The organism is Saccharibacillus deserti (genome assembly GCF_013618475.1).
Classification (GTDB): Bacteria; Bacillota; Bacilli; order Paenibacillales; family Paenibacillaceae; genus Saccharibacillus; species Saccharibacillus deserti.
Genome location: NZ_JABJVN010000009.1, coordinates 161,541 through 181,516 on the forward strand (window position 1 = coordinate 161,541; position 19,976 = coordinate 181,516).

The window sequence follows — 19,976 nt, forward strand, 5'->3', positions numbered from 1 at the left end:
TAATCCATACAATTCTATCATTGATTGTATGGATTGTGATGCCTAAAATAAACGGATAAGCTGACACGCGAGGAGAGGGCTAGATAAAATGGAAGATTCCGCAAAGATTTCAACCGCGTTCCGCGCCGCTTTTCCCGTGACCGTCCCGATTCTGGCCGGTTTCGCTTTTCTGGGCATCGCTTACGGCGTATTCATGAACGTATCGGGATTCGGCGTAGGCTATACGTTTCTGATGAGCCTGCTGATTTTTGCGGGTTCGATGGAATTCGTGGCCGTCGGCCTGCTGCTCGGACCGTTCAATCCGCTCGGTGCGCTGCTGCTGACGCTGATGGTAAACGCGCGGCATTTGTTCTACGGCTTGTCGATGCTGGAAAAGTATAAAGGGACAGGCTGGAAAAAGCCGTATCTGATCTTCGGCATGTGCGACGAGTCGTTCTCGATCAATTATTCGGCCAATATTCCGCAGGGCGTCGACCGAAGCTGGTATCTGTTTTTCGTGACGCTGCTCAATCATTTCTACTGGGTAGCCGGCGCTACCGTCGGAGGCCTGCTGGGTTCGTTCGTCCGCTTTGACCTCAAGGGACTTGAATTCGTGATGACCGCGCTGTTCGTCGTGATCTTCGTGGAACAGTGGATGAAGCAGAAAATCCATCACAGCGCGATCTGGGGAATTACGATCTCGACGGTGAGTTTGGTTCTGTTCGGCGGAGACCGCTTTATCATTCCGGCGATGATCGCCATTCTGGCCGTGCTGACGCTTACGCGCAAGGCTTCGGAACGCAGGGCGGCGGAAGCCGAAGGAGGGGAACGGGCATGATCATGACACTGGGCCAACAAATCGCCGTTATCGCGGTCGTCGTGCTGGGCACGATGGCGACGCGTTTCCTGCCGTTTCTGCTGTTCCCTCCGGGCCGTCCGACACCGGCTTATATCCAATATCTCGGCCGGGTGCTGCCCGCCGCCGCGATCGGTCTGCTGGTCGTGTACAGCCTCAAGGATGTCAATATTCTCGCCGGAAGCCGCGGACTTCCCGAGCTGGTCTCGGTAGCGGTCGTCGTCTGGCTGCATCTGTGGAAAAAGAATATGTTCCTGTCGATTGCGGCGGGTACGATTCTGTATATGTTGTTGATTCGCATGTGAAAAAGCGGCCTATTGGAAGGCCGCTTAAAGTGTTTTGAAAGTCCTATTCGTGGGAGAAGCTCAAAGGCTGCGGGAGAAATTCGTTAGCTGATGCTTCCGATGTGCCTTTCTTCGAAAGGCTTCAGGTCGCGTGTTGAAATCGAGAAAAAAGATTGAATTCCAGCGGGATTTTCTCGATTTCAAAGGCGAATGCTAGCGCTCCTGCACTGAATTTCTCCCTCCGCCTTTTCGCTTTGCGCGGCAGGAGACTTTTTCGACACGTTAAGCGGCTCCTAGGCCGTTTTTTCTTTGCTTTGTTTGGAGTGGGGAGGGAATACGGTCATCCGCTCGAAGGAACAGTCATGCTCCGCAGAGAATCCGGTCGCTTAAGAACGGGAATCCGGGCAGCGAGCAGTTATTTGCTTTGCTCCAGCAGCATATCCACATGCGGAATCCCGTCTTCCGGGTACACGTCCGAGATCGCGCGAAAGCCGAATGAACCGTAGAACTTTTCCAGATAATGCTGCGCCTGAATCTTGATCGGCACGGGCTGCGATTCTGCGGAGAGGAAAGCGATCGCGCGGTTCATCAGCTCCTGCGCCAGACCGCGGCCGCGAAAAGCGTCGTTGACCAGCACGCGTCCGATCGAGGCCTGCGGATAGGCAAGGCCTGGCGGAAGCAGGCGGCAGTAAGCCGCAATCTGCCCGCCCTGCTCCGCAAACAGATGGTGGCACAGCGGATCTTTGCCGTCGATCTCGGGATACAGACAGTTCTGCTCCAGCACGAAAACGTTCACCCGCTCCCGCAAAATCCGGTAGACTTCGTCCCCGCTCAGCTGTTCGAACGATTTTAAATGCCATTGCATGCGTAACGTCTTCCTCTCGTCGTGTATTTAGGTTAAATTTGAACGATAAGTGGAATTATAAAGCCCGCGGGGAATGATGTAAACGAAAGAGGAGGAAGCAAAGATGAAATTGAACCTGCATGCGCTGAAATACGGCGGGATTGCCCATTACGATTGGGAGATGGAGCTGCTCGGCGAACGGGAAGGATGCCTGATCGTCGAGGGAGCGCCGGGCCGGAGCCTGAAGCACCATACCAAAGGACAAACGTTCACGGTTCCGCATGCTTCGCTCGAAGTCTACGCGCTGGAGGAAGGGTTTACGGTCAGTTTCGACATTGCGGACGGCCGGGTGGTCTCGATCTACTGCAATGTCTCGCAGCCCTGCGTGAGAAGCGGGGAAGAGGTGTCGTTCGTCGATCTCGATCTGGATCTGCTCTGGAACGAGCGGGAAGGCTGGCATGTGGTCGACGAAGACGAGTTTGAAGATAACCGGGGCCGCCTGGGGTACCCCGATGAACTGACGCGTTTCGCCCAGCGTTCGCTGCGGGATCTGCAGGAACGGGCGCATCAGGGAAAATTCCCGTTTGACGGGAGCCTGGAAGAAGAGATTCGCAGAATCGCTTCCGGAACGCCGAAGCTGAACGTTTAGCTTCGGCGTTTTTTTGTGGAGACGGAGAACGGAGAAGCCCTTCCAAGAAAACGAGATGAAAAAGAATCTTTTTTGCGCAAGTTTTCGTATAGAAGTGTTTACATATATAAAGGAAAGGATTATAATCGGTTCAAAAGTTGCGCAGAGGAAACATTCGTGTGCAAGGGTAAAAAATGTAGACCAAGGAAATACAAAATTTAGATATCGATCCGGCACGGGCCCGAGACAAAGAGGTGAACAAGCGGTGGAGAAAGAAATCGAAGCAAAAGCAAAACGGCATAGGGAAGAGGCCCCTCACGAGACGGCGCACAAGCCGGTGAAAGAGCCGAATGCCACGGAACGGGCTGCCCAGGCCGTATTGAGCGGAGAAACCAAAGGATTCAGACGGCTGCTGCCGTTTCTTGGCCCCGCGTTCATCGCGGCGGTTGCTTATATCGACCCGGGCAATTTTGCCACAAATATTACGGCGGGTTCGCAGTACGGTTATATGCTGCTGTGGGTCATCTTCGCTTCCAATCTGATGGCGGTGCTGATCCAGTCGCTGTCTGCGAAACTCGGCATCGCGACAGGGCGCAATCTGCCGGAGATCGCGCGCGACCGCTTTCCCAAAGGCGTCTCGATCTTTCTCTGGATTCAGAGCGAACTGGTCATCATTGCGACCGATCTGGCCGAATTTATCGGGGCGGCGCTCGGTCTGTATCTGATCTTCGGTATTCCGATGCTGCCAGCCGCGCTGATTACGGCGGCTGCCTCGTTTGCCATTCTTGAGCTCCAGCGGCGGGGATTCCGGGCGCTGGAGACCGGAATCGCGGGGATGGTCGTCGCGGTCGTGCTGTCTTTCGCTTTTCAGGTATTCATGGCGAAGCCCGATATGGGAGCCGTCGCCGCAGGCATCTTCACGCCTCAGTTTGAAGGTACGCAGAGTATCATGCTGGCCGCCGGCATCCTGGGCGCGACGGTCATGCCGCATGCGATCTATCTGCATTCGTCGCTGACGCAGAACCGGATCGTCGGCCGCAACGAAGAAGAGAAGAAGAAGATTTTCCGGCTTGAATTTTTCGATATCATTTTTGCGATGATCGTGGCCGGAGCGGTCAATATGGCGATGCTGATTATTGCCGCGGCGCTCTTTTTCAAGAACGGACTGCAGGTGGAAGAACTGGATCAAGCGTTTATCCACTTCCGCGAACTGGCCGGACCGGCCGCCGCGATCTCGTTCGGACTCGGACTGCTGATCGCGGGACTGTCTAGTTCTTCGGTAGGCACGATGTCGGGCGACGTAGTCATGCAGGGATTCATCAACAAACGGATCAATTTGTATCTGCGCCGTGCGATCACGATGGTTCCTCCGCTTGCTCTCATCATATCGGGGATCAATGCAACCGAAGCTCTCGTGGTCAGCCAGGTAATTCTGTCTTTCGGTATCGCTTTTGCGCTGGTGCCGCTGATGCTGTTCACCGGCAACCGCAAGCTGATGGGCGGACTTGTGAACCGGCCGATCACCCAGGTGCTGGGCTGGGCGATCGCGGCGCTGGTTATCGTGTTGAACGTTTTCTTGGTGGTTCAGAGCTTCTGAAGAAGCCCTGCGCATCCGCCACTTGACTCCAAAAGCCTTTTTCGCTGCGGCGAGAAAGGCTTTTTTGATGGGAAGCAAAGGTGCTGAACTTATTTGTAAGCGGCAAAACGGTTTATGATAGGCGGTCGAAGTGTAAAAGGTATGTAAAGTGAAGACACGGGTCAAGTAAACGTTTAACGTGTCCGTTGGGGGTCTATCGCTTATTTTTAGGAATCCGGAGGAAGAAGAAATGCCGCAACGAACGACCAAAGCCTCGATGAGGCATACCGCCCTGTGCTTTATAGGATTTGGCCTGCTCACCGTCGCTTTTGTACTGATCGCGATGCTGGTCGGATCGGGACATCAAAGCGTGATGAATTTTGACCATAAATGGATCGGAAGAATCCAGAACCAGGAGACGCCGACCTGGACGAGCGTGGCCGAGACGCTCTCGTGGATCGGATCGACCAAAGTGGTAATCGTGCTGGTTGTCGCCCTGCTGCTGTTCCTGCTGCTTATACCGCGTCTTCGTTGGGAAGCGCTGCTTGTGGTATGCGCGACAGGAGGCAGCGCGCTGCTGAATATTCTGCTCAAAAATCTGTTCCGCCGCGACCGGCCGGATATCAACCGCCTGGCGGAAGAATCCACTTTCAGCTTCCCGAGCGGCCATTCCATGGGGGCGTTCGCTTTGTACGGGATTCTGGCTTACGTGCTGTGGAGGCTGATCAAGCCGCTTCCGCTGCGGATTATCGCGCTGCTGCTCTGCGTTCTGCTGACGCTTACGATCGGACTCAGCCGGATCTATCTCGGCGTCCATTATCCGAGCGATGTGATCGGCGGCTATACCGCAAGCGCGGCCTGGTTGGCCCTGACGATCGGGATTTTCGAATACTGGCGCCACCGCAAGGTCCGCCGCAGCGAATATCGGCTGAATACGTAAACGGGCCCGACTCAAAGATACAGACCAAAAAAGACCGCCGTGAAACCCATGGCGGTCTTTTTGATTCGTCGGAAGGTCGGTTACAGTTGAGCGACCAGAATCTCGGCGAAACGCTCCAGGAACTCCTGGTCGGTCTCGTCGAAACGGGCATGTTCCGGGCTGTCGATATCGAGTACGCCGATCAGCGTGTCTTCTTTGAAAAGGGGAACGACGATTTCGCTGTTCGTCGCGGCGTCGCAGGCGATATGGCCCGGGAACGCATGCACATCGTCGATGCGCTGCGTTTCGCGCGTCTTGGCCGCGGTGCCGCAGACGCCTTTGCCTATCGGAATACGGATGCAGGCCGGCAGTCCCTGGAACGGACCGAGCACCAGCTCTTTGCCGTCGTAGAGATAGAAACCGGACCAGTTGGTATCGGGCAGGTACTGCGCAAGCAGTGCCGAAGCATTGGAGAGATTGGCGATGCGGTCAGGCTCTCCGTCGATCAGGGCTTTCAGTTGGGACAGGGCCGTCGCGTAGCGTTCCTCGCGGGTGCCTTCTTGGCTTTTCATTTCGAACATGGGCGTAAGCCTCCTATTTGCGAACGTATTCGGATGATCGCGGATCGAACCGGTCTTTTAAATTTAGGCCTTTTCCGCAGCAAATGTCAATGAGCTTCAAAGCTCCGTTTCGATGTTTCCGTCGGGAATTGCGCGGGTAAGTAGTGGGTAACTCATAGGCTGCGTTCTTCGGCCGACATCCGCGGAAGCGAATACCGGAGAAATGCGACAGCCGTTTACAGAAATGGAGGAGAGGCGATATGCAGGCCGCAACACAGAATTTGTTCGTACGAATCCATCTGCTGCATTACGCGGAGGAGCAGGATATTTCCATTCGCGAAGCGCTGCCCAGACTGGAGCGTGCCGGTTACCGGGTCGCGGACCGCGAGGTCAAGCAGGAACTGGAGAACTTGGCATCCGAGAATCTGCTTACCGCCCACGGAGAAGAATATACGCTGACCGGAGCGGGCATTACCGAGCTGCGCAAGGTTCGCGATTCGCTTGGCAGCATGTGCTCCGAAGTCCTGACCGCCCAGCGCACCGTCAAGGCTGTGCGTGCCTGATCGGCACAGGTCCATGTCCGAAGCGTAGATTCGTTTGGCAGCGGCTCCGTCATCCAACGTTCCGGCTGCCGACACAAAACCCGCATGTCGCCATCTTCGTAGGCGCCTATGCGGTTTTTTTTCGGAGCGGCGGAAACGCGCCGATCAAACCGGCACATCTGCTGCCGGGCAAAAAGCCTGCCGGAAAGCCCGGAGGCTCCGTTTCCATGGTAAGATAGAAAAGCTGCCGCTTTGACCCGGACCGAATCGGCTCGGGTCAAAGCGGCTTGGGTTATTTCGAAGAGGACGCTTCCGGGCGCTGCCTTGTATGGGAGGATTTCGACACAGTGGAACACACGCAAAACAAACGCAAATATGTACTGGCCGGCTTGATGCTGTCTACGTTTCTGGCAGCGGTGGAAGGTACGGTCATCAGTCCGGCAACGCCGTCGATCGTAGGCGAATTCGAAGCGGCGTCGCTGATGAGCTGGGTATTTGCCGCTTATCTGCTGACGATGGCCATAACCACGCCGATCTTCGGCAAGCTGAGCGATCTGTTCGGCCGCAAGCCCGTTTTCCTGACCGGCTGCCTTCTGTTTATTGCCGGCTCCGCCTTGTGCGGTTTCGCCGGCGGGATGGAGCAGCTGATCGCTTTTCGCGCGATTCAGGGTATCGGGGCGGGAGCGGTTATTCCGGTCACGTATACGATCGTAGGCGATCTGTACAAGATGGAAGAACGCGGCAAAGTGCAGGGCATGATCAGCTCCGTCTGGGGCATCGCTTCGCTGGTGGGACCGCTTCTGGGAGGCTATCTGGTCGATACCTTTTCCTGGCGCTGGATTTTCGGGATCAACGTGCCGTTCGGCCTGCTGGCCGTGCTGTTCATCGCTTTGTTCCTCAAAGAAGAACGGACGCGCAAAAAGGCCGATATCGACTGGGCCGGCGCCGCGACCTTTACGATCGGCATGACGGCGCTGCTGCTGGCCCTCACTTCCGGCGGACAGAGCGCAGCCTGGAACTCGCCGCTGATTATCGGTCTGCTGGCGGGATCGATCGTCATGCTCGCCGCATTCGTGTGGATTGAGCAGCGGGCGACCGAACCGCTCGTGCCGCTCCAACTGTTCCGGATCCGCGATATTTTGTTCTCCAGTATCGCGGCCATCTTCGTCAGCACGCTGCTGATCGGCCTGACCACCTACGTTCCGCTGTGGGTACAGAGTGTGCAGCAGGGAAGCGCCGTATTGTCGGGCATGCTGCTGGCACCGATGTCATTCAGTTGGATCGCGGGTTCGTTTATCGCAGGCCGCATGATCGCCAAGAGCGGCGCGCGGGGAGCGGCCGTAATCGGCCTGGCCGCGCTTGTGGCGGGAAGCGCCGGCGTGGCTCTGATCGGCAGCGGTTCGCCGGGATACGTGCTTCCGCTGCTGATGCTAATACTCGGTCTCGGCTTCGGCATGTCGCTCACCGTGTTTACGATTGTGGCCCAGTCTTCGGTCGGCTACTCCATGCGCGGCGCTTCGACGGCGCTCAATACGTTTCTGCGTACGCTGGGCCAGACGCTCGGAGTCGCCTTTTTCGGAACGCTGCTCAATGCTTCGCTGCTGTCGGGTACGGGAGGAGCGGCATCCGGCGGAGCAACCGAAGCGGACATCAATGCGCTGCTGTCGGAACATACGCGCGCCGAGATGTCTCCGGATAAACTTGCAGGCTTGTCGGGTATTCTCGAAAACGGGCTGCACAGCCTGTTTATCGTGATGCTGATCCTGACGGTGCTGGGTCTGCTCGCGGTGCTTCCGCTGAGTAAGCGTCCTCCGGCTCCCCGCGAATAACGGGAAACGGCAGAGGTTTCGTACTCGCGGTTTGCACCGTTTCCACACAAAGCTTGGCTGAAAAAAAGACGATTTCCCGGGGGGAGCCTCGGGAAATCGTCTTTTGGTATACGGACGCGGCGATTCGGCCATCGAGTGAAAGCCAAACATTGAGAAATATTTCACTTAACAAGCAAGCGGTAAAATCGGACTTCTGCTCCGCCGGGGGCTGCGCTTACTTGCGCGCCGACGGAGAGAGTCTTTCGGCTTCCATGCCCATTTTTTTGAGCAGCGAGATCAGTTGAAGCTTTTCTTCTTCCTGCAGGCCGACCAGTGCGTTTGTCAGACGTTCCGCATAATGGGGATAAGCATCGTCCATCAGGGCTCGGCCTTTTTCCGTCAGTTCGGCATAGATAACGCGGCGATCGGTCGGGCAGGGATGGCGGACGAGCAGACCGTGGCGTTCCAACTTGTCGATCACGTAGGTCACATTGCCGCTTTGCAGCAGGAGCTTGGCTCCGATCTGTTGAATCGGCTGCTGATCCTTGAAATAAAGAACTTCCAGAACGGCGAAGGCCGTAGGGTTGAAACCTTGAATCTTGCTGCCGCTGACGGCATGTTCGTTAACGCTCTTAAACGATTTGGCGAATACCCGGTATAGACGCAGGGACAATTCGGTATCGCGTGCCTGAGTATGGATCATTACGACTCCGCCCTTTCAAATTTTGGTAGATGGATTATGTTTATCTTAGTTCAGCACTAATGTTTGAGAACATGTCATTTATCACAGTTTTTCATTTTAACTATTAAAATTTTATGCTTTTCATTAAAGCTTCAAATTTAAAGTGACTGCGCGCACAGGAATTATTTGGGAAAAAGAAACGAAAAGATAAAAAATACGTAACAGGGAGGATGAACGCTTGTTTCTTCCGCTTGGGCTGCCGGAATCGCGCAGTCCGAAAATTGAGGAAGAACCGGCATAAGGAGGGAAGGAAATGGCAGAGTGGACAGAGCTTGAACATGAAGAGAGCGAAGCCATGCTGGATATCCGTATCGATGAAGCGGGTTATTCGCCGGGCGACGCCTGCGTGAGAGATATTTCTTTCCGGGTAGGCCGCGGGGAGTTGGTCGGATTGATCGGGCCCAACGGCGCGGGAAAAAGCACGACCATCAAAGCGATCCTGAAACTGATTCCCCACGTCAAAGGACAGATCGAGCTGGGAGGTTCGGGCACTTATGCGTACGTTCCCGAACAGCCTCTTTATTACGACACGCTGACATTATGGGAGCATCTTGCTTTGGCCGGGGCGGCTTACGGCATGGAAGAAGGGGAATTCGAGCGCAGTGCCCATGAACTGCTGGAGCGTTTTCGCATGACCGATGCCCGCGATAAGCTGCCCGGCGGAATGTCCAAAGGCATGAAGCAGAAAATGATGCTGATGCTCGGGTTCCTGCTGAAGCCCGACATCTATATTGTGGACGAGCCGTTTATCGGCCTCGACCCGCGCGCCACCCGGGACTTTTTGCGGCTGTTGGAAGAAGAAAGGAAGCGCGGAGCGGGTGTGCTGATGTGTACCCACGTGCTCGATACAGCCGAAAAAATCTGCGATTATTTCGTGCTGCTCTCGGGCGGGGAGGCGGCGGCTCAAGGCGATATGGCGCAGATTCGGGCAGCGAGCGGGCTGGCCGAAGGCGATCTGTTTGACTGCTTCGAGGCGCTGACGATATGAACCGGTTGGCGCGGGGGAACACCGGATCAGCCCGACTCGCCCGGCCGGCAGCCCTGTTCCGGCGGCGGCTGCGCGACCATATCGACTGGGAACGCAAAAATTGGCGTCTGGTTGTCGATTGGGTGGTTGCTTTGTATATCATTGTTCCGTTCGGATTGCTGGGCGGCCGCTATTATTACGGGTTCTGGAACGGTGAAATTCCGGAGGTGGTGCAGAGCCTGCCGCTTGCCGTACTTTTGTTGGTTCCGCTGCTCACTGCATGGGCCTCCCGGCCGATCCTGATGCTGGAACAGGCGGACGCTGTCTTTCTTCGGCAGCGTCCCGGATGGCTGGAAGGGGTAACGGCCCGCGCACTCGTTTTGTTTGCGGCATTTCAGGCGATCAAGACTTTGCTGGTGTTCGCGGTCCTGCTGCCTTTCCTAAGGGAGCTGTACGGGATTCCGTGGGGAACGATCATGGCCTCCGGCCTGGCGGCATGGATGCTGCACCTTGCAGTGGGCATGTTGATCCACTTTACCGTCGTATTCCGGCGGGAGCGCCTTAAAAGCAATGCCGCTTCAGGCGGTTTGTTGGCAGCATCCGCGTTATTTTTGTGGGCGGCTTCCTCGGGAGCTGCCACAAGTTTGGCGGCAGCGGCGGCGCTCGGCGCGGCGGCCGTCTGGCTGATGAGAACACGTACGACGCTGTCTCATCATTTCGAGGAAAGCGCGGCAGCCGACACCGCGGCCCGTTTTCGCTTCGCCGCCCTGCTGCTGGCGCGTGCCGTGGACAAGCCCCAGCCGCCCAAGCGCAAAGCCCTGCTGCTGCGCCGCTCCGGACCGCTGCTGCCGCGCTTCGCGGGCAGTTGGCAGACTCGGCAGATCGCGGATGCCGCCTTGAAAAGCGCAATGCGCGAACGGGGTTATGCAGGCATGTATCTGCAGTTCCTCGGCATTAGCCTGGCGGCCGCGGCCGTCGGCCCCGTCTGGCTCGGGTGGATTGTCGTACCGCTGATGCTGCTGCTGTTCTCCATATGGCTGCGCGGATTGTGGGTCACGTTCGCCAGCCATGCGTTCCCTCCGGTTGCGGCGATGGACAGCGTCCTGCTGGACTCGGCCTGCGCTCCTGCCGTCGGAATTCAAATGCTGCCGCTTGCTTTTGCATTGAGTGCCTGCCTCGGCGTCAAAGTGTTTGCTGCCTGGTGGGGAGCTGCAGTGTTCGGTCTGCCTGGTGCGTTCGCAGGGATGCTGCTGGCTTATCTGCTTGCTGCATTTTGGCAGAAAAAAGAACCGTCCGTCTAGGCAAGCAGCTTGTACAGACTGGGAAAAGCCGTACCCGCCATCGTGGCAGGTACGGCTTTTGTAGGGAAACGGGTACAAGCGACAAGAGGGTGCAGCGGTTCATTCCACTTCTGCCTGCCGGCGTCAGCCGCGCAGCGCCAAAGCCCGTTCCGCCGCACTTGTCCCGGCGGCATGGCCGGTCGAGAACGCCGCCGTGATGTTGTAGCCGCCCGTGTATCCGTGAATGTCCAGCAGTTCGCCGCAGAAATACAAGCCGCCCGTCAGTTTGGACTCCAGCGTGGACGGGTCGACTTCCTTCAGATGGACGCCTCCGCCCGTCACGAACGCATCCTCGATCGAGAGCGTACCGTTGAGCGGAATCGGGAAAGCCTTGATGAGCTTCGCAAGCTCCGTCCACTTGGCTTTGGGAATGTTGTCGTGCGTCAGCATTTCGTCGAGCTCCGCGCGTACGAGCAGCAGCGGAATCAGCTTTTCCGGCACGGCCGTTTTCAGTACGTTCTTGATCGCTTTCTTCGGATCGGCCGCCGTCAGGTTCAGCGTTTCCCGGTAGACGTCGTCGGCGCTGCGGTCCGGCATCAGGTCGACCGTGACGCGCACCGTGCCTCCCGCCTGCTTGTCCAGCTCCTTGACCACGTACTGGCTGCAGCGCAGCGCCGCCGGACCGGACAGGCCGAAGTGGGTGAACAGCATGTCGCCGACATGCGTGACGAGCTTTTTGCCTTTGCCGCTCCAGACCGTCAGTTCGATGTCCCGCAGCGACAATCCCTGCAGTTCCTTGCTCTGGATAAACGCGGCCCCCGAAGTTAGCGGAACCTCGGTCGGGAACAGCTTGGTGACCGTATGTCCGGCTTCTTCCGCCCACGGATAACCGTCGCCGGTGGAGCCGGTCTTGGGCACGGATTTCCCGCCGACCGCCGCAATCACGCAGGAGGCGGAAATCGTGGTGCCGTTTTTGAGCCGTACGCCTGCCGCTTGTCCGTCTTCATATAACAGGCTCTCTACGGGCGTATTGATTCGCACTTCGACACCAAGCGAGCGGACCCGTCCGACCAGCGCATCCACCACGGTCTTCGCCCGGTCGCTGACCGGAAACATGCGTCCGTTGTCTTCTTCCTTGAGGGCAATGCCCAATCCTTCGAAAAAAGCGATGATATCGCGGCTGCCGAACTGCGCCAGCGCGCTGTAGAGGAACCGGCCGTTGCCGGGAATCCATTTGATCAGTTCGTCATATTCCTTGTTGTTCGTGACATTGCAGCGTCCTCCGCCCGAGATGCCGAGTTTGCGGCCGAGCTTGTCTCCTTTGTCGAGCAGCAGCACGCGGGCGCCGCGTTCTCCGGCCGCGGCGGCGGCCATCAATCCCGCCGACCCTCCGCCGACGACGATTACTTCATAGTCCAACTTGCATCTTCCTTTTCGTTTGCTTTTTTTCCATCATAGCACAAAACACCGCCGCAAAAATCCGGAAAAGAACGAAGAATCGGGGAGAAAGCGGGCAGTTCCCTGCGCATAACGGCTTTCCTTTGGTTAGGAGGAGCGGTATAATGGAGGCACATCAACGTTTTGAAGGAGTGAATCGAACATGGCTATGTCTTTCGACCAATATATGCGCGACATGATTCAACCGATGCGGGATGAATTGACTTCGCTCGGCATCCAGGAGCTGCGTACGCCGGAGGAAGTGGAAGCCAATCTTCCCAACGCTTCGGGCACGACGCTCGTTGTCATCAATTCGGTCTGCGGCTGTGCCGCCGGACAATGCCGTCCGGGTGTGGCCCAGGCGCTTCAGCACGACAAGAAACCCGACAATCTGTTTACGGTATTTGCCGGACAGGACAAAGAAGCGACGGCCCAGGCCCGCGAATATTTCGCGCCGTTTCCGCCGTCTTCGCCTTCGATCGCGATGTTCAAAGACGGAGAGTTGGTCCACTTTATCGAGCGTCACGGGATCGAAGACCGCTCCGCCGGAGAAATTGCCGATGAGCTGACCCGGAAATTCGACGAATTCTGCGGCTGATTTTCAAGCTCCGAAATTCCGGCTCTCCAAGCCCCGGCGGACCCCGTGTCCGGTCGGGGCTTTTTGCATGTCCAGGCACGCAGGGCAAGGTCGAGTCGGGCAAAAAAAGGCCGCGTAAGTTCGATGTCAGGCTCTTACGGGTATAATGATGAAGAGAGGCATTATCCATTTTGTCCGGTAGAAGCAGGTTCCGGATATTCAAAGGAGCGAATGTACGATGAGTTTACAGCAGCAAATTATCGCGGAATTGGGCGTGCAGCCTACGATCGATCCGGAAGCGGAGATCCGTAAACGGGTCGATTTCCTGAAGCAGTACGTGCTGGGTTCGGGGACCAACGGTCTGCTGATCGCCATCAGCGGCGGTGTGGACAGTGCCGTGGCGACGGGTCTGTGCAAACGGGCGACGGACGAGCTGACCCAGGAGACGGGCAAAGAGTATATCACGCTCGGCGTGTTCCAGCCTTACGGCGAACAATCCGATATCGAGCACAGTTACGCGACAGCCAAGGCTTTCGGTCTGACCCATACGGTCGAGACGAATATCCAGGATGCCGTCGATCATGTCGCTTCGACCGTCGAGAAGAGCTTCCAGAAGCTCGATATCAACAACCCGCATCAGATGACCGACAAAGGCAAAGGCAATATCAAAGCGAGAACGCGGATGGTCGTTCAGTACGCGCTGTCGTTCGAGATGAATCTGCTGGTTGTCGGTACGGACCACGCGTCCGAAGCGATCACGGGCTTCTATACCAAGTGGGGCGACGGTGCGGTCGACGTGACGCCGCTGTCTACGCTGAACAAACGCCAGGTTCGCCAGGTAGCGAGCGCTCTGGGCGTACCGGCCGATATCGTGACCAAAGCGCCGACCGCCGGTTTGTGGGTCGGCCAGACCGACGAGACGGAGCTTGGCATCACCTACGACGAGAACAGCGATTATCTGGAAGGCAAGGAAATCTCGCCGAACGCACAGTCGCTGCTCGAGAACTTCTACAAGAGAACCGCGCACAAACGCAATCCGATTCCGGGCATCTGATTTTTGGAGTCTGCGGGACCGCCGGGAAGCTGCAGTCATGAACGTTCCGGCACCGGGAGACGGCTTTGGCCGGAAGCTTGCGGATGCGGGAGGCGTCGATAGACGGGGAAAAGATCCGCTGAGGCGGGTCTTTTTTTCGTGCGGAAATAGCTGCATGAGGAACGTTATTTCTCCGAACCCGGCGCTTGGGAGCGAATAACTGCGATCGAACCGTTATTTCACGATTATCTCGGTGTTCGGTCTTGGTAAAAGCGCGATAAGGGTCCGAGCGCGGTCATTTCGTTTTTTCGAACCGAGAAAAGAGAAATAACGACCCTCCAGCCGTTATTTTTTCCCGGAAAAAGGCCGTAAACGAAGGAGCTCACGCAGACAGCCGGGAGCGAGCATGACCAAGAACGCGAATAACGTTGGGCGGAACTGGAGTTCCCCTTCGCCTCCTGATACAATATAGAGCGGAGCCGAGGCCTGTACCGGAACGGCCGAAGAGATCCCCAGGTGGAGGAATGCCGGATGATTTATGGAATCGGCCACGATATATTGGAAATCGCGCGTGTAGAGCGGCTGCTTGGCGGCGCGCAGGCTGCACGCTTTTTGCAAAGGATATTGACCCCTGCCGAGCTGGAGATCGCGGAGCGGCGCGGACCGAAACGGGCGGAATTCGTGTCGGGGCGCTTTGCGGCCAAGGAAGCTATTGTCAAAGCATTCGGCTGCGGGATCGGACAAAAGGTTGGATTTGAGGATATCGAGATCGTACCGGACGCTCTCGGCAAACCCGGCGTACGTTTGTCGGACGCGGCCTGGAGCCGCTTGCAGCTGCCGGGCGGGAACGGTTACGCCATCCATTTGAGCATTACGCATCAGCCGGCGATGGCTTCGGCCTTCGCCGTAGTGGAAAGGACGACATCATGACTGGCGAAAAAAAAGAAAACGCACCTACCCGTACAGCTTGGGAACGGATCGACGCGATCGAAAGCGAAGAGAGCAAAACGTATTTCAGCCGGGAACTGCTGGTCTGGTACGACCGGAGCAAACGGGATCTGCCTTGGCGCCGGCACCGGGATCCGTATTTTATCTGGGTATCGGAAATTATGCTTCAGCAGACGCGGGTCGATACGGTGATTCCGTATTTCAACCGGTTTATCGAGCGTTTCCCGACGATCCGGGAACTTGCGGAAGCGCCGGAAGAAGATGTAGTGAAGATGTGGGAAGGGCTCGGCTATTACTCGCGTGCCCGCAACCTGCAGGCGGCCGCCCGGCAGATCGTTGAACGCCATGACGGACAGATGCCGTCGGAACGCGAGCATGTCTTCGCGCTCAAGGGGGTCGGCCCGTACACGGCAGGCGCTATTCTAAGCATTGCGTTCAACCGTCCTGAGCCGGCGGTCGACGGCAACGTTATGCGCGTGCTGTCGCGCTATTTCCTGATCGAGGACGATATTGCCAAGCCGAAGACGCGAATCGGCATGGAGAAGATCATTCCGGGCTTGATTCCGGAAGGCCGGGCTTCGGACTTCAACCAGGCGTTGATGGAGCTGGGGGCGCTGATCTGTACGCCGAAGTCGCCGCACTGCCTGATCTGCCCGGTCATGCAACACTGCCGGGGCCGGATCGAAGGCATGGAACGGGACCTTCCGGTGAAGACGAAGGCCAAGAAGCCGCGTCCCGAGCAGCGGCTTGCCGTGCTGCTGGAAGGGGCCGGAGAACGCCAAGGCCGGGTGCTGGTCCGCCGCCGGCCGAGAACGGGGTTGCTCGCGGGCATGTGGGAAGTGCCGCATATTGCGGCAGAGAGTACGACCGGAGCCGAAGAGTTGGGCCTTGAAGTCGTACAGCTGGAAGAGATGCTGGAAGATCTCGGCTTGTCCTGGTCTCCGATGTCGCCGTATATGACGGCGGAGCATACGTTCAGTCATATTCACTGGACGATGAGGGTGCTGATTGCCCGCGAGGAACCGGAGACGCTGGCGCAGCTGGCTGCCGAGAGCGGCGTCCCTTACGAGGTGGCCGTGCCGGAAGCGGCGGCGGGAGCCGAAAGCGACGAATCCGGCACGGAAGTGGAATGGCGCTGGATTTCGCATGACGACATGCGGGATATCGCTTTTCCGAATTTGTTCTTGAACATCCTGAACCGGTACTTCGAAGAATTCGGCCGAGATTGAGGTTGATGCCGCCGGTTGGACGCAAAAAAACGCCGATCCCGGAGGATCGGCGTTTTGCTTTGCCGCTGCGGCCGTAAGGCTGCAGCGGCAAGGGGGTTCGAACTTATTTTGCGGCTTCGAAACGCTTGGATACTTCGTCCCAGTTGACTACGTTCCAGAAAGTCGCGATGTAATCGGGACGTTTGTTCTGGAATTTCAGGTAGTAAGCATGCTCCCAAACGTCCAGGCCGAGAATCGGCGTCAGACCTTCGAACAGCGGGCTGTCCTGGTTCGGAGTGCTTGTCACGGCCAGTTTGCCGTCTTTGCCGACAACCAGCCATGCCCAACCGCTGCCGAAACGGGTTGTAGCCGCTTTGGCGAAGTCTTCTTTGAATTTGTCAAAACCGCCGAGGTCGCTGTCGATCGCGTCGGCCAGTGCGCCGGATGGAGCTCCGCCGCCGTTCGGTCCGATGACGGTCCAGAATAGGCTGTGGTTATGGTGTCCGCCGCCGTTGTTGCGAACGGCTGTGCGAATGCTTTCCGGTACGCTGTCGAGGTCGCCGATCAGCTCTTCCAGGCTCTTGCCTTGCAGCTCGGGAGCGCTCTCCAGAGCGGCGTTCAGGTTTGTTACGTATGTGTTGTGATGGCGATCGTGGTGGATTTCCATCGTCTGTGCGTCGATATGGGGCTCAAGCGCGTCATTCGAGTACGGCAATGCTGGCAATTCAAAAGCCATGATAAGATTACCTCCTGCTTAAGTGGGATTTTACGACGTGTCCCGCGTTAAGATGATGAGATTTACACAGGGTGTACATAGGAACGTCCTTACCTCTTTATTAAACAGGAACACTTTCTTTAAATCAATAGGTCATTTTTTCTCCGTGGCTTTTTACCAAGACGCAAAACGCCGATTCCGATTGTTAAAAAGGTCATAACCGTGTAAACGGCATTCGTTTATGATGAAGCGGCAGTCTTTGGTCCTTTTTTACGGAAAGTGTCGACAAAGGAGCGAAAAAACTCGAATTGTAACGCTTCCAAAAGAAAAGTAATGTTTTTTCGTGTCACTTATGGTTTAATAATCGTGTGAGGAAAGTAAATCCGCTGGAAACCACGCTTTTTTTCTGCCTTTTTTGTAAACTCGCGTCTTTATTTCTGTAAAAACCTGATTCAAGTAAGCGTTTGCGAAAAGCCAAGAACGAACATTTTCATGGCCGAACCGGCAGTGTCCTGCATACGCAGCGTCTCCGGGGTATGCGATGAAATTTCGAACTGCCGTTTTTCTGCCGATGCTGTCATTTCCAACAGAAGAAGGGGATTCAAGCATGAATGTTCGTTCTTTTCAGTTAAGTGATTCTAGCCGCGTAACGGAACTTTTGCAGGTTGCTTTATCCGAAGAATGTTATGAAAAGACGATCGGTCCGTTCTCCCGCCAGCTGTCGTGGGATTCGGAACTTATCCTGGTCGCGGAAGATGAAGACGAGATTGTGGGCGTACTGATCGGTACGATCGAGAGCAACATGGGCTGTTACTATCGTATCGCCGTTCATCCGGATTACCGCCGTCAGGGCATCGGCAAAGCGATGGTCGCCAAGCTTGAAGGCCGCTTCCAGCAGCGCAAGGTCAGCAGCATCTTCGTATCGGGAGATGAACACAATTCGGCAGCGTTTCCGCTGTACGAAGCGATGGGATACGGAGCGAACCGGATCTTGAACGCTTTCCAGAAACTCAGTATCCTGGCCGTGTAAGCAAGCGGGAACAGCCGTACATATTCGGATGCGGGGAGCATCGGGGTAGGCCGACCCGCCGACAAACGAGACAAAGCGCGGATCCCCGGAAAGGAACCGCTTGAACTTGATAAGCATGCCCGCTTCCTCGGGCGTCCGCACGGCTGTGATGCCGGGGCGGGCGCTGGAGAGCGCGGGGATGCTTTTTATTTGCTCCGCTCGATTTCCCGGGCCGAAAGAGGTAAAATAGAAGAAGCATCGCCAAAGAAAATCAAGTGGAAAACAAACCGAAAAACGCTTCCGGCGGCTTGGTACAGACCGGATGAAGCGTCTTTTTTTGCGGATAAACGAAAAAAGGAAAGGAGGCATCGGCATGACTGAACAGACCGGGCACAGCGGAGCCGCGCAGACGGCTTCGTGGGAAGCCCTCAAGCGGGAAATTATCGAAGCGGCGCCTTCACTCGGCATCGACGATATCGGATTCGCTTCGGCCGAACCGTTTATGTCGCTGCGAACAAGGCTTGAAGTGCACCGCGCCAAAGGATTCGAATCCGGCTTCGAGGAGCCGGATCTCGACAAACGGACGTATCCGGCGCTCAGCCACGAAGATCCGCAGTCGCTGATTGCGATTGCGGTCGCCTATCCGTCGAAACTCGAGAATCCGCCGAAGTCTCAGCCGGGCCTTAACCGGGGCATGATGGCGCGTTCGGCTTGGGGCCGAGATTACCATCATGTGCTGCGCGAAGCGATGGATCGCCTGGTGGCTTTTCTCAAGGAAAAGGTGCCATGGGCCAGCGTAGTCAGTATGGTGGATACCGGCGTATTGTCCGATCGGGCGGTTGCGCACCGGGCGGGCATCGGGTTTCAAGGCAAGAACTGCATGATCATTTCGCCCAAATACGGTTCGTGGATCTATCTGGGAGAACTGATTACCAATATTCCGTTCTCGCCCGACGAAGAAGTGCAGGAAGACTGCGGCGACTGCACGCGCTGCATCGACGCCTGCCCGACGGGGGCGCTTGTCGGCCCCGGGGAGCTGAACGCGCAGCGCTGCGTATCGTTTCTGACCCAGACGAAGGGACTGCTCAGCGAAGAGTTCATGATGAAGATCGGCAATCGGCTGTACGGCTGCGATACGTGCCAGATCGTCTGCCCCAAGAACAAGGGCAAGCACTGGCCGCATCACGCGCAGCTGCAGCCGGACCCCGAAAAGGCGAAGCCGCTGCTGCTGCCGATGCTGGATCTGAGCAACCGGCAGTTCAAAGAGCAGTTCGGAGACACGGCCGCAGCCTGGCGCGGCCGCGGTCCGATCCAGCGCAACGCCGTGATTGCGCTGGGGAACTTCAAGGACGAGTCGGCGCTGCCGAAGCTCGCCGAAGTGCTGCAGGGCGATCCGCGTCCTGTGATGCGCGGCACGGCCGCGTGGTCGATCGGCCGGATCGGCGGCACCGCGGCGGAAGAGGCGCTGCTGTCCGCGCAGGCGCTGGAGCAGGAGGCGGAAGTGCTCGAGCGAATCGCCCTTGCGCTGAGCGAAGTGCGCGAAGGCCGCAGACCGCGCCCGGCGAAGGGAGATCCTTCGCGCGCAGGGCAATAATAAATTGCGGCAAATGCCGCCTCGTGCTACACTTAAATCGCGTGTCCATATACGCATATACCAGCAAAAAAACGTGGGGTGACATCAACGATGTGGTGGAATTACGTGATACCGATCGTCACATTGATCGTCGGTTTGGTCGGCGGATTCTTTATCGGCGTGTACTACTTGCGCCGCCAGCTTACCAGTATGCAGAACGACCCGCAAATGCTGCAAAAAATGGCCAAACAGATGGGATACAATCTGAACGGCAAGCAGATGCAGCAGGCGCAGCAGATGATGAAGAAAAACGGCGGCAGCATGCCGGGCGGAATGCCTGGCGGTAAACCGCCCAAAGGAAATGCGTTTCCTCCCGGCAACAAGCGGAGAAAATAAACGCGAGGGCCGGGACGCGTACAGCGGTTCCGGCGCATGCACGGAATCGGGTCCGATTCGTCGAATCGGACCCGATTCCTGCATCAGGTAAGGAG

General features: G+C 56.9%; 20 protein-coding genes and 1 pseudogene. 16 read left to right on the forward strand and 5 right to left on the reverse strand.

The features are described 5' to 3' along the window. Positions 1–88: 88 nt before the first annotated feature. Entirely contained in the window at positions 89–817 is a 729-nt protein-coding gene (gene azlC / locus HOP44_RS19705) for an azaleucine resistance protein AzlC (RefSeq protein WP_172256563.1), read from the forward strand. Further along, a complete protein-coding gene (locus HOP44_RS19710; RefSeq protein ID WP_172256565.1) occupies positions 814–1,140 on the forward strand; it encodes a branched-chain amino acid transporter permease in 327 nt (108 codons plus the stop codon). Before azlC ends, HOP44_RS19710 begins: the two co-directional genes overlap by 4 nt. 394 nt (positions 1,141–1,534) lie before the next feature. Here HOP44_RS19710 and HOP44_RS19715 read toward each other — a convergent pair whose 3' ends face one another. Continuing rightward, positions 1,535–1,984, reverse strand: a complete 450-nt coding sequence (locus tag HOP44_RS19715) for a GNAT family N-acetyltransferase (RefSeq protein ID WP_172256567.1) — start codon at positions 1,982–1,984, stop codon at positions 1,535–1,537. A gap of 103 nt (positions 1,985–2,087) precedes the next feature. On the opposite strand from HOP44_RS19715, the gene HOP44_RS19720 reads away from it, so the two are divergent. From HOP44_RS19720 to HOP44_RS19730, 3 genes are all read left to right on the forward strand, one after another. Next, a complete protein-coding gene (locus tag HOP44_RS19720) occupies positions 2,088–2,612 on the forward strand; it encodes a DUF402 domain-containing protein (RefSeq protein ID WP_172256569.1) in 525 nt (174 codons plus the stop codon). Between the two features lie 316 nt (positions 2,613–2,928). Next, a complete protein-coding gene (locus HOP44_RS19725) occupies positions 2,929–4,188 on the forward strand; it encodes an Nramp family divalent metal transporter (protein WP_425501903.1) in 1,260 nt (419 codons plus the stop codon). A gap of 229 nt (positions 4,189–4,417) precedes the next feature. After that, a complete protein-coding gene (locus HOP44_RS19730) occupies positions 4,418–5,107 on the forward strand; it encodes a phosphatase PAP2 family protein (protein ID WP_246369945.1) in 690 nt (229 codons plus the stop codon). An 80-nt stretch (positions 5,108–5,187) separates the two neighbouring features. Here the strand turns inward: HOP44_RS19730 and HOP44_RS19735 are convergent, their stop codons facing one another. Further along, positions 5,188–5,667: a GAF domain-containing protein gene (locus HOP44_RS19735; RefSeq protein ID WP_172256573.1), complete on the reverse strand. Its 480-nt coding sequence runs from the start codon at positions 5,665–5,667 to the stop codon at positions 5,188–5,190. A gap of 239 nt (positions 5,668–5,906) precedes the next feature. Between HOP44_RS19735 and HOP44_RS19740 the strand changes: the two genes are divergently transcribed. Together HOP44_RS19740 and HOP44_RS19745 are read left to right on the forward strand one after the other, a co-directional pair. Further along, positions 5,907–6,209: a hypothetical protein gene (locus HOP44_RS19740; protein WP_172196797.1), complete on the forward strand. Its 303-nt coding sequence runs from the start codon at positions 5,907–5,909 to the stop codon at positions 6,207–6,209. A gap of 371 nt (positions 6,210–6,580) precedes the next feature. Further along, the gene (locus HOP44_RS19745; protein ID WP_172256702.1) at positions 6,581–8,017 is read left to right on the forward strand and encodes an MDR family MFS transporter; all 1,437 of its coding nucleotides are present in this window, start codon (positions 6,581–6,583) and stop codon (positions 8,015–8,017) included. A gap of 214 nt (positions 8,018–8,231) precedes the next feature. Here the strand turns inward: HOP44_RS19745 and HOP44_RS19750 are convergent, their stop codons facing one another. Continuing rightward, positions 8,232–8,699, reverse strand: coding sequence for a MarR family winged helix-turn-helix transcriptional regulator (locus HOP44_RS19750; protein ID WP_172256575.1), 468 nt, complete (start codon positions 8,697–8,699; stop codon positions 8,232–8,234). Between the two features lie 292 nt (positions 8,700–8,991). Here HOP44_RS19750 and HOP44_RS19755 point away from each other — a divergent pair, with 292 nt between their 5' ends. Continuing rightward, a complete protein-coding gene (locus tag HOP44_RS19755; RefSeq protein WP_172256577.1) occupies positions 8,992–9,726 on the forward strand; it encodes an ABC transporter ATP-binding protein in 735 nt (244 codons plus the stop codon). Next, positions 9,723–11,006, forward strand: a complete 1,284-nt coding sequence (locus HOP44_RS19760; RefSeq protein WP_172256579.1) for an ABC transporter permease — start codon at positions 9,723–9,725, stop codon at positions 11,004–11,006. The genes HOP44_RS19755 and HOP44_RS19760 overlap by 4 nt, the downstream gene beginning before the upstream one ends. Before the next feature lie 123 nt (positions 11,007–11,129). Here the strand turns inward: HOP44_RS19760 and HOP44_RS19765 are convergent, their stop codons facing one another. Then, complete coding sequence (locus HOP44_RS19765; protein ID WP_172256581.1) at positions 11,130–12,404, reverse strand: BaiN/RdsA family NAD(P)/FAD-dependent oxidoreductase; 1,275 nt, start codon at positions 12,402–12,404, stop codon at positions 11,130–11,132. 181 nt (positions 12,405–12,585) lie between these two features. Between HOP44_RS19765 and HOP44_RS19770 the strand changes: the two genes are divergently transcribed. The 4 genes from HOP44_RS19770 to mutY all read left to right on the forward strand — a co-directional run bounded on the left by HOP44_RS19770 (position 12,586) and on the right by mutY (position 16,209). Next, positions 12,586–13,020, forward strand: a complete 435-nt coding sequence (locus HOP44_RS19770) for a BrxA/BrxB family bacilliredoxin (RefSeq protein WP_172256583.1) — start codon at positions 12,586–12,588, stop codon at positions 13,018–13,020. 217 nt (positions 13,021–13,237) lie between these two features. Then, on the forward strand, positions 13,238–14,053 hold the full coding sequence (gene nadE, locus HOP44_RS19775) for an ammonia-dependent NAD(+) synthetase (protein WP_172256592.1): 816 nt from the start codon (positions 13,238–13,240) through the stop codon (positions 14,051–14,053). A gap of 510 nt (positions 14,054–14,563) precedes the next feature. Beyond that, entirely contained in the window at positions 14,564–14,962 is a 399-nt protein-coding gene (acpS, locus tag HOP44_RS19780; protein WP_172256594.1) for a holo-ACP synthase, read from the forward strand. Continuing rightward, positions 14,959–16,209 (forward strand): A/G-specific adenine glycosylase, encoded by a 1,251-nt coding sequence (mutY, locus tag HOP44_RS19785; protein WP_172256596.1) that lies wholly within the window; start codon positions 14,959–14,961, stop codon positions 16,207–16,209. The genes acpS and mutY overlap by 4 nt, the downstream gene beginning before the upstream one ends. A 103-nt stretch (positions 16,210–16,312) precedes the next feature. On the opposite strand, the gene HOP44_RS19790 is transcribed toward mutY, so the two are convergent. Next, positions 16,313–16,924, reverse strand: coding sequence for a superoxide dismutase (locus HOP44_RS19790; protein WP_216667666.1), 612 nt, complete (start codon positions 16,922–16,924; stop codon positions 16,313–16,315). A gap of 586 nt (positions 16,925–17,510) precedes the next feature. On the opposite strand from HOP44_RS19790, the gene HOP44_RS19795 reads away from it, so the two are divergent. From HOP44_RS19795 to HOP44_RS19805, 3 genes and pseudogenes are all read left to right on the forward strand, one after another. Continuing rightward, on the forward strand, positions 17,511–17,933 hold the full coding sequence (locus HOP44_RS19795; protein WP_172196815.1) for a GNAT family N-acetyltransferase: 423 nt from the start codon (positions 17,511–17,513) through the stop codon (positions 17,931–17,933). Between the two features lie 352 nt (positions 17,934–18,285). Next, positions 18,286–19,449 (forward strand): annotated as a pseudogene (gene queG / locus HOP44_RS19800) (tRNA epoxyqueuosine(34) reductase QueG); the annotation flags it as partial. Between the two features lie 147 nt (positions 19,450–19,596). Next, positions 19,597–19,881 (forward strand): YneF family protein, encoded by a 285-nt coding sequence (locus tag HOP44_RS19805; RefSeq protein ID WP_172256598.1) that lies wholly within the window; start codon positions 19,597–19,599, stop codon positions 19,879–19,881. Positions 19,882–19,976: the final 95 nt, after the last annotated feature.

Coding starts and splice junctions, on each gene's coding strand:
- mutY (WP_172256596.1), top strand. CDS start 14,959: ATGACTGGCGAAAAAAAAGAAAACGCACCTACCCGTACAGCTTGGGAA.
- HOP44_RS19745 (WP_172256702.1), top strand. CDS start 6,581: ATGCTGTCTACGTTTCTGGCAGCGGTGGAAGGTACGGTCATCAGTCCG.
- azlC (WP_172256563.1), top strand. CDS start 89: ATGGAAGATTCCGCAAAGATTTCAACCGCGTTCCGCGCCGCTTTTCCC.
- HOP44_RS19740 (WP_172196797.1), top strand. CDS start 5,907: ATGCAGGCCGCAACACAGAATTTGTTCGTACGAATCCATCTGCTGCAT.
- HOP44_RS19795 (WP_172196815.1), top strand. CDS start 17,511: ATGAATGTTCGTTCTTTTCAGTTAAGTGATTCTAGCCGCGTAACGGAA.
- HOP44_RS19735 (WP_172256573.1), bottom strand. CDS start 5,667: ATGTTCGAAATGAAAAGCCAAGAAGGCACCCGCGAGGAACGCTACGCG.
- HOP44_RS19730 (WP_246369945.1), top strand. CDS start 4,418: ATGCCGCAACGAACGACCAAAGCCTCGATGAGGCATACCGCCCTGTGC.
- HOP44_RS19715 (WP_172256567.1), bottom strand. CDS start 1,984: ATGCAATGGCATTTAAAATCGTTCGAACAGCTGAGCGGGGACGAAGTC.
- HOP44_RS19755 (WP_172256577.1), top strand. CDS start 8,992: ATGGCAGAGTGGACAGAGCTTGAACATGAAGAGAGCGAAGCCATGCTG.
- HOP44_RS19760 (WP_172256579.1), top strand. CDS start 9,723: ATGAACCGGTTGGCGCGGGGGAACACCGGATCAGCCCGACTCGCCCGG.
- HOP44_RS19805 (WP_172256598.1), top strand. CDS start 19,597: ATGTGGTGGAATTACGTGATACCGATCGTCACATTGATCGTCGGTTTG.
- HOP44_RS19790 (WP_216667666.1), bottom strand. CDS start 16,924: ATGGCTTTTGAATTGCCAGCATTGCCGTACTCGAATGACGCGCTTGAG.
- HOP44_RS19750 (WP_172256575.1), bottom strand. CDS start 8,699: ATGATCCATACTCAGGCACGCGATACCGAATTGTCCCTGCGTCTATAC.
- acpS (WP_172256594.1), top strand. CDS start 14,564: ATGATTTATGGAATCGGCCACGATATATTGGAAATCGCGCGTGTAGAG.
- nadE (WP_172256592.1), top strand. CDS start 13,238: ATGAGTTTACAGCAGCAAATTATCGCGGAATTGGGCGTGCAGCCTACG.
- HOP44_RS19770 (WP_172256583.1), top strand. CDS start 12,586: ATGGCTATGTCTTTCGACCAATATATGCGCGACATGATTCAACCGATG.
- HOP44_RS19710 (WP_172256565.1), top strand. CDS start 814: ATGATCATGACACTGGGCCAACAAATCGCCGTTATCGCGGTCGTCGTG.
- HOP44_RS19720 (WP_172256569.1), top strand. CDS start 2,088: ATGAAATTGAACCTGCATGCGCTGAAATACGGCGGGATTGCCCATTAC.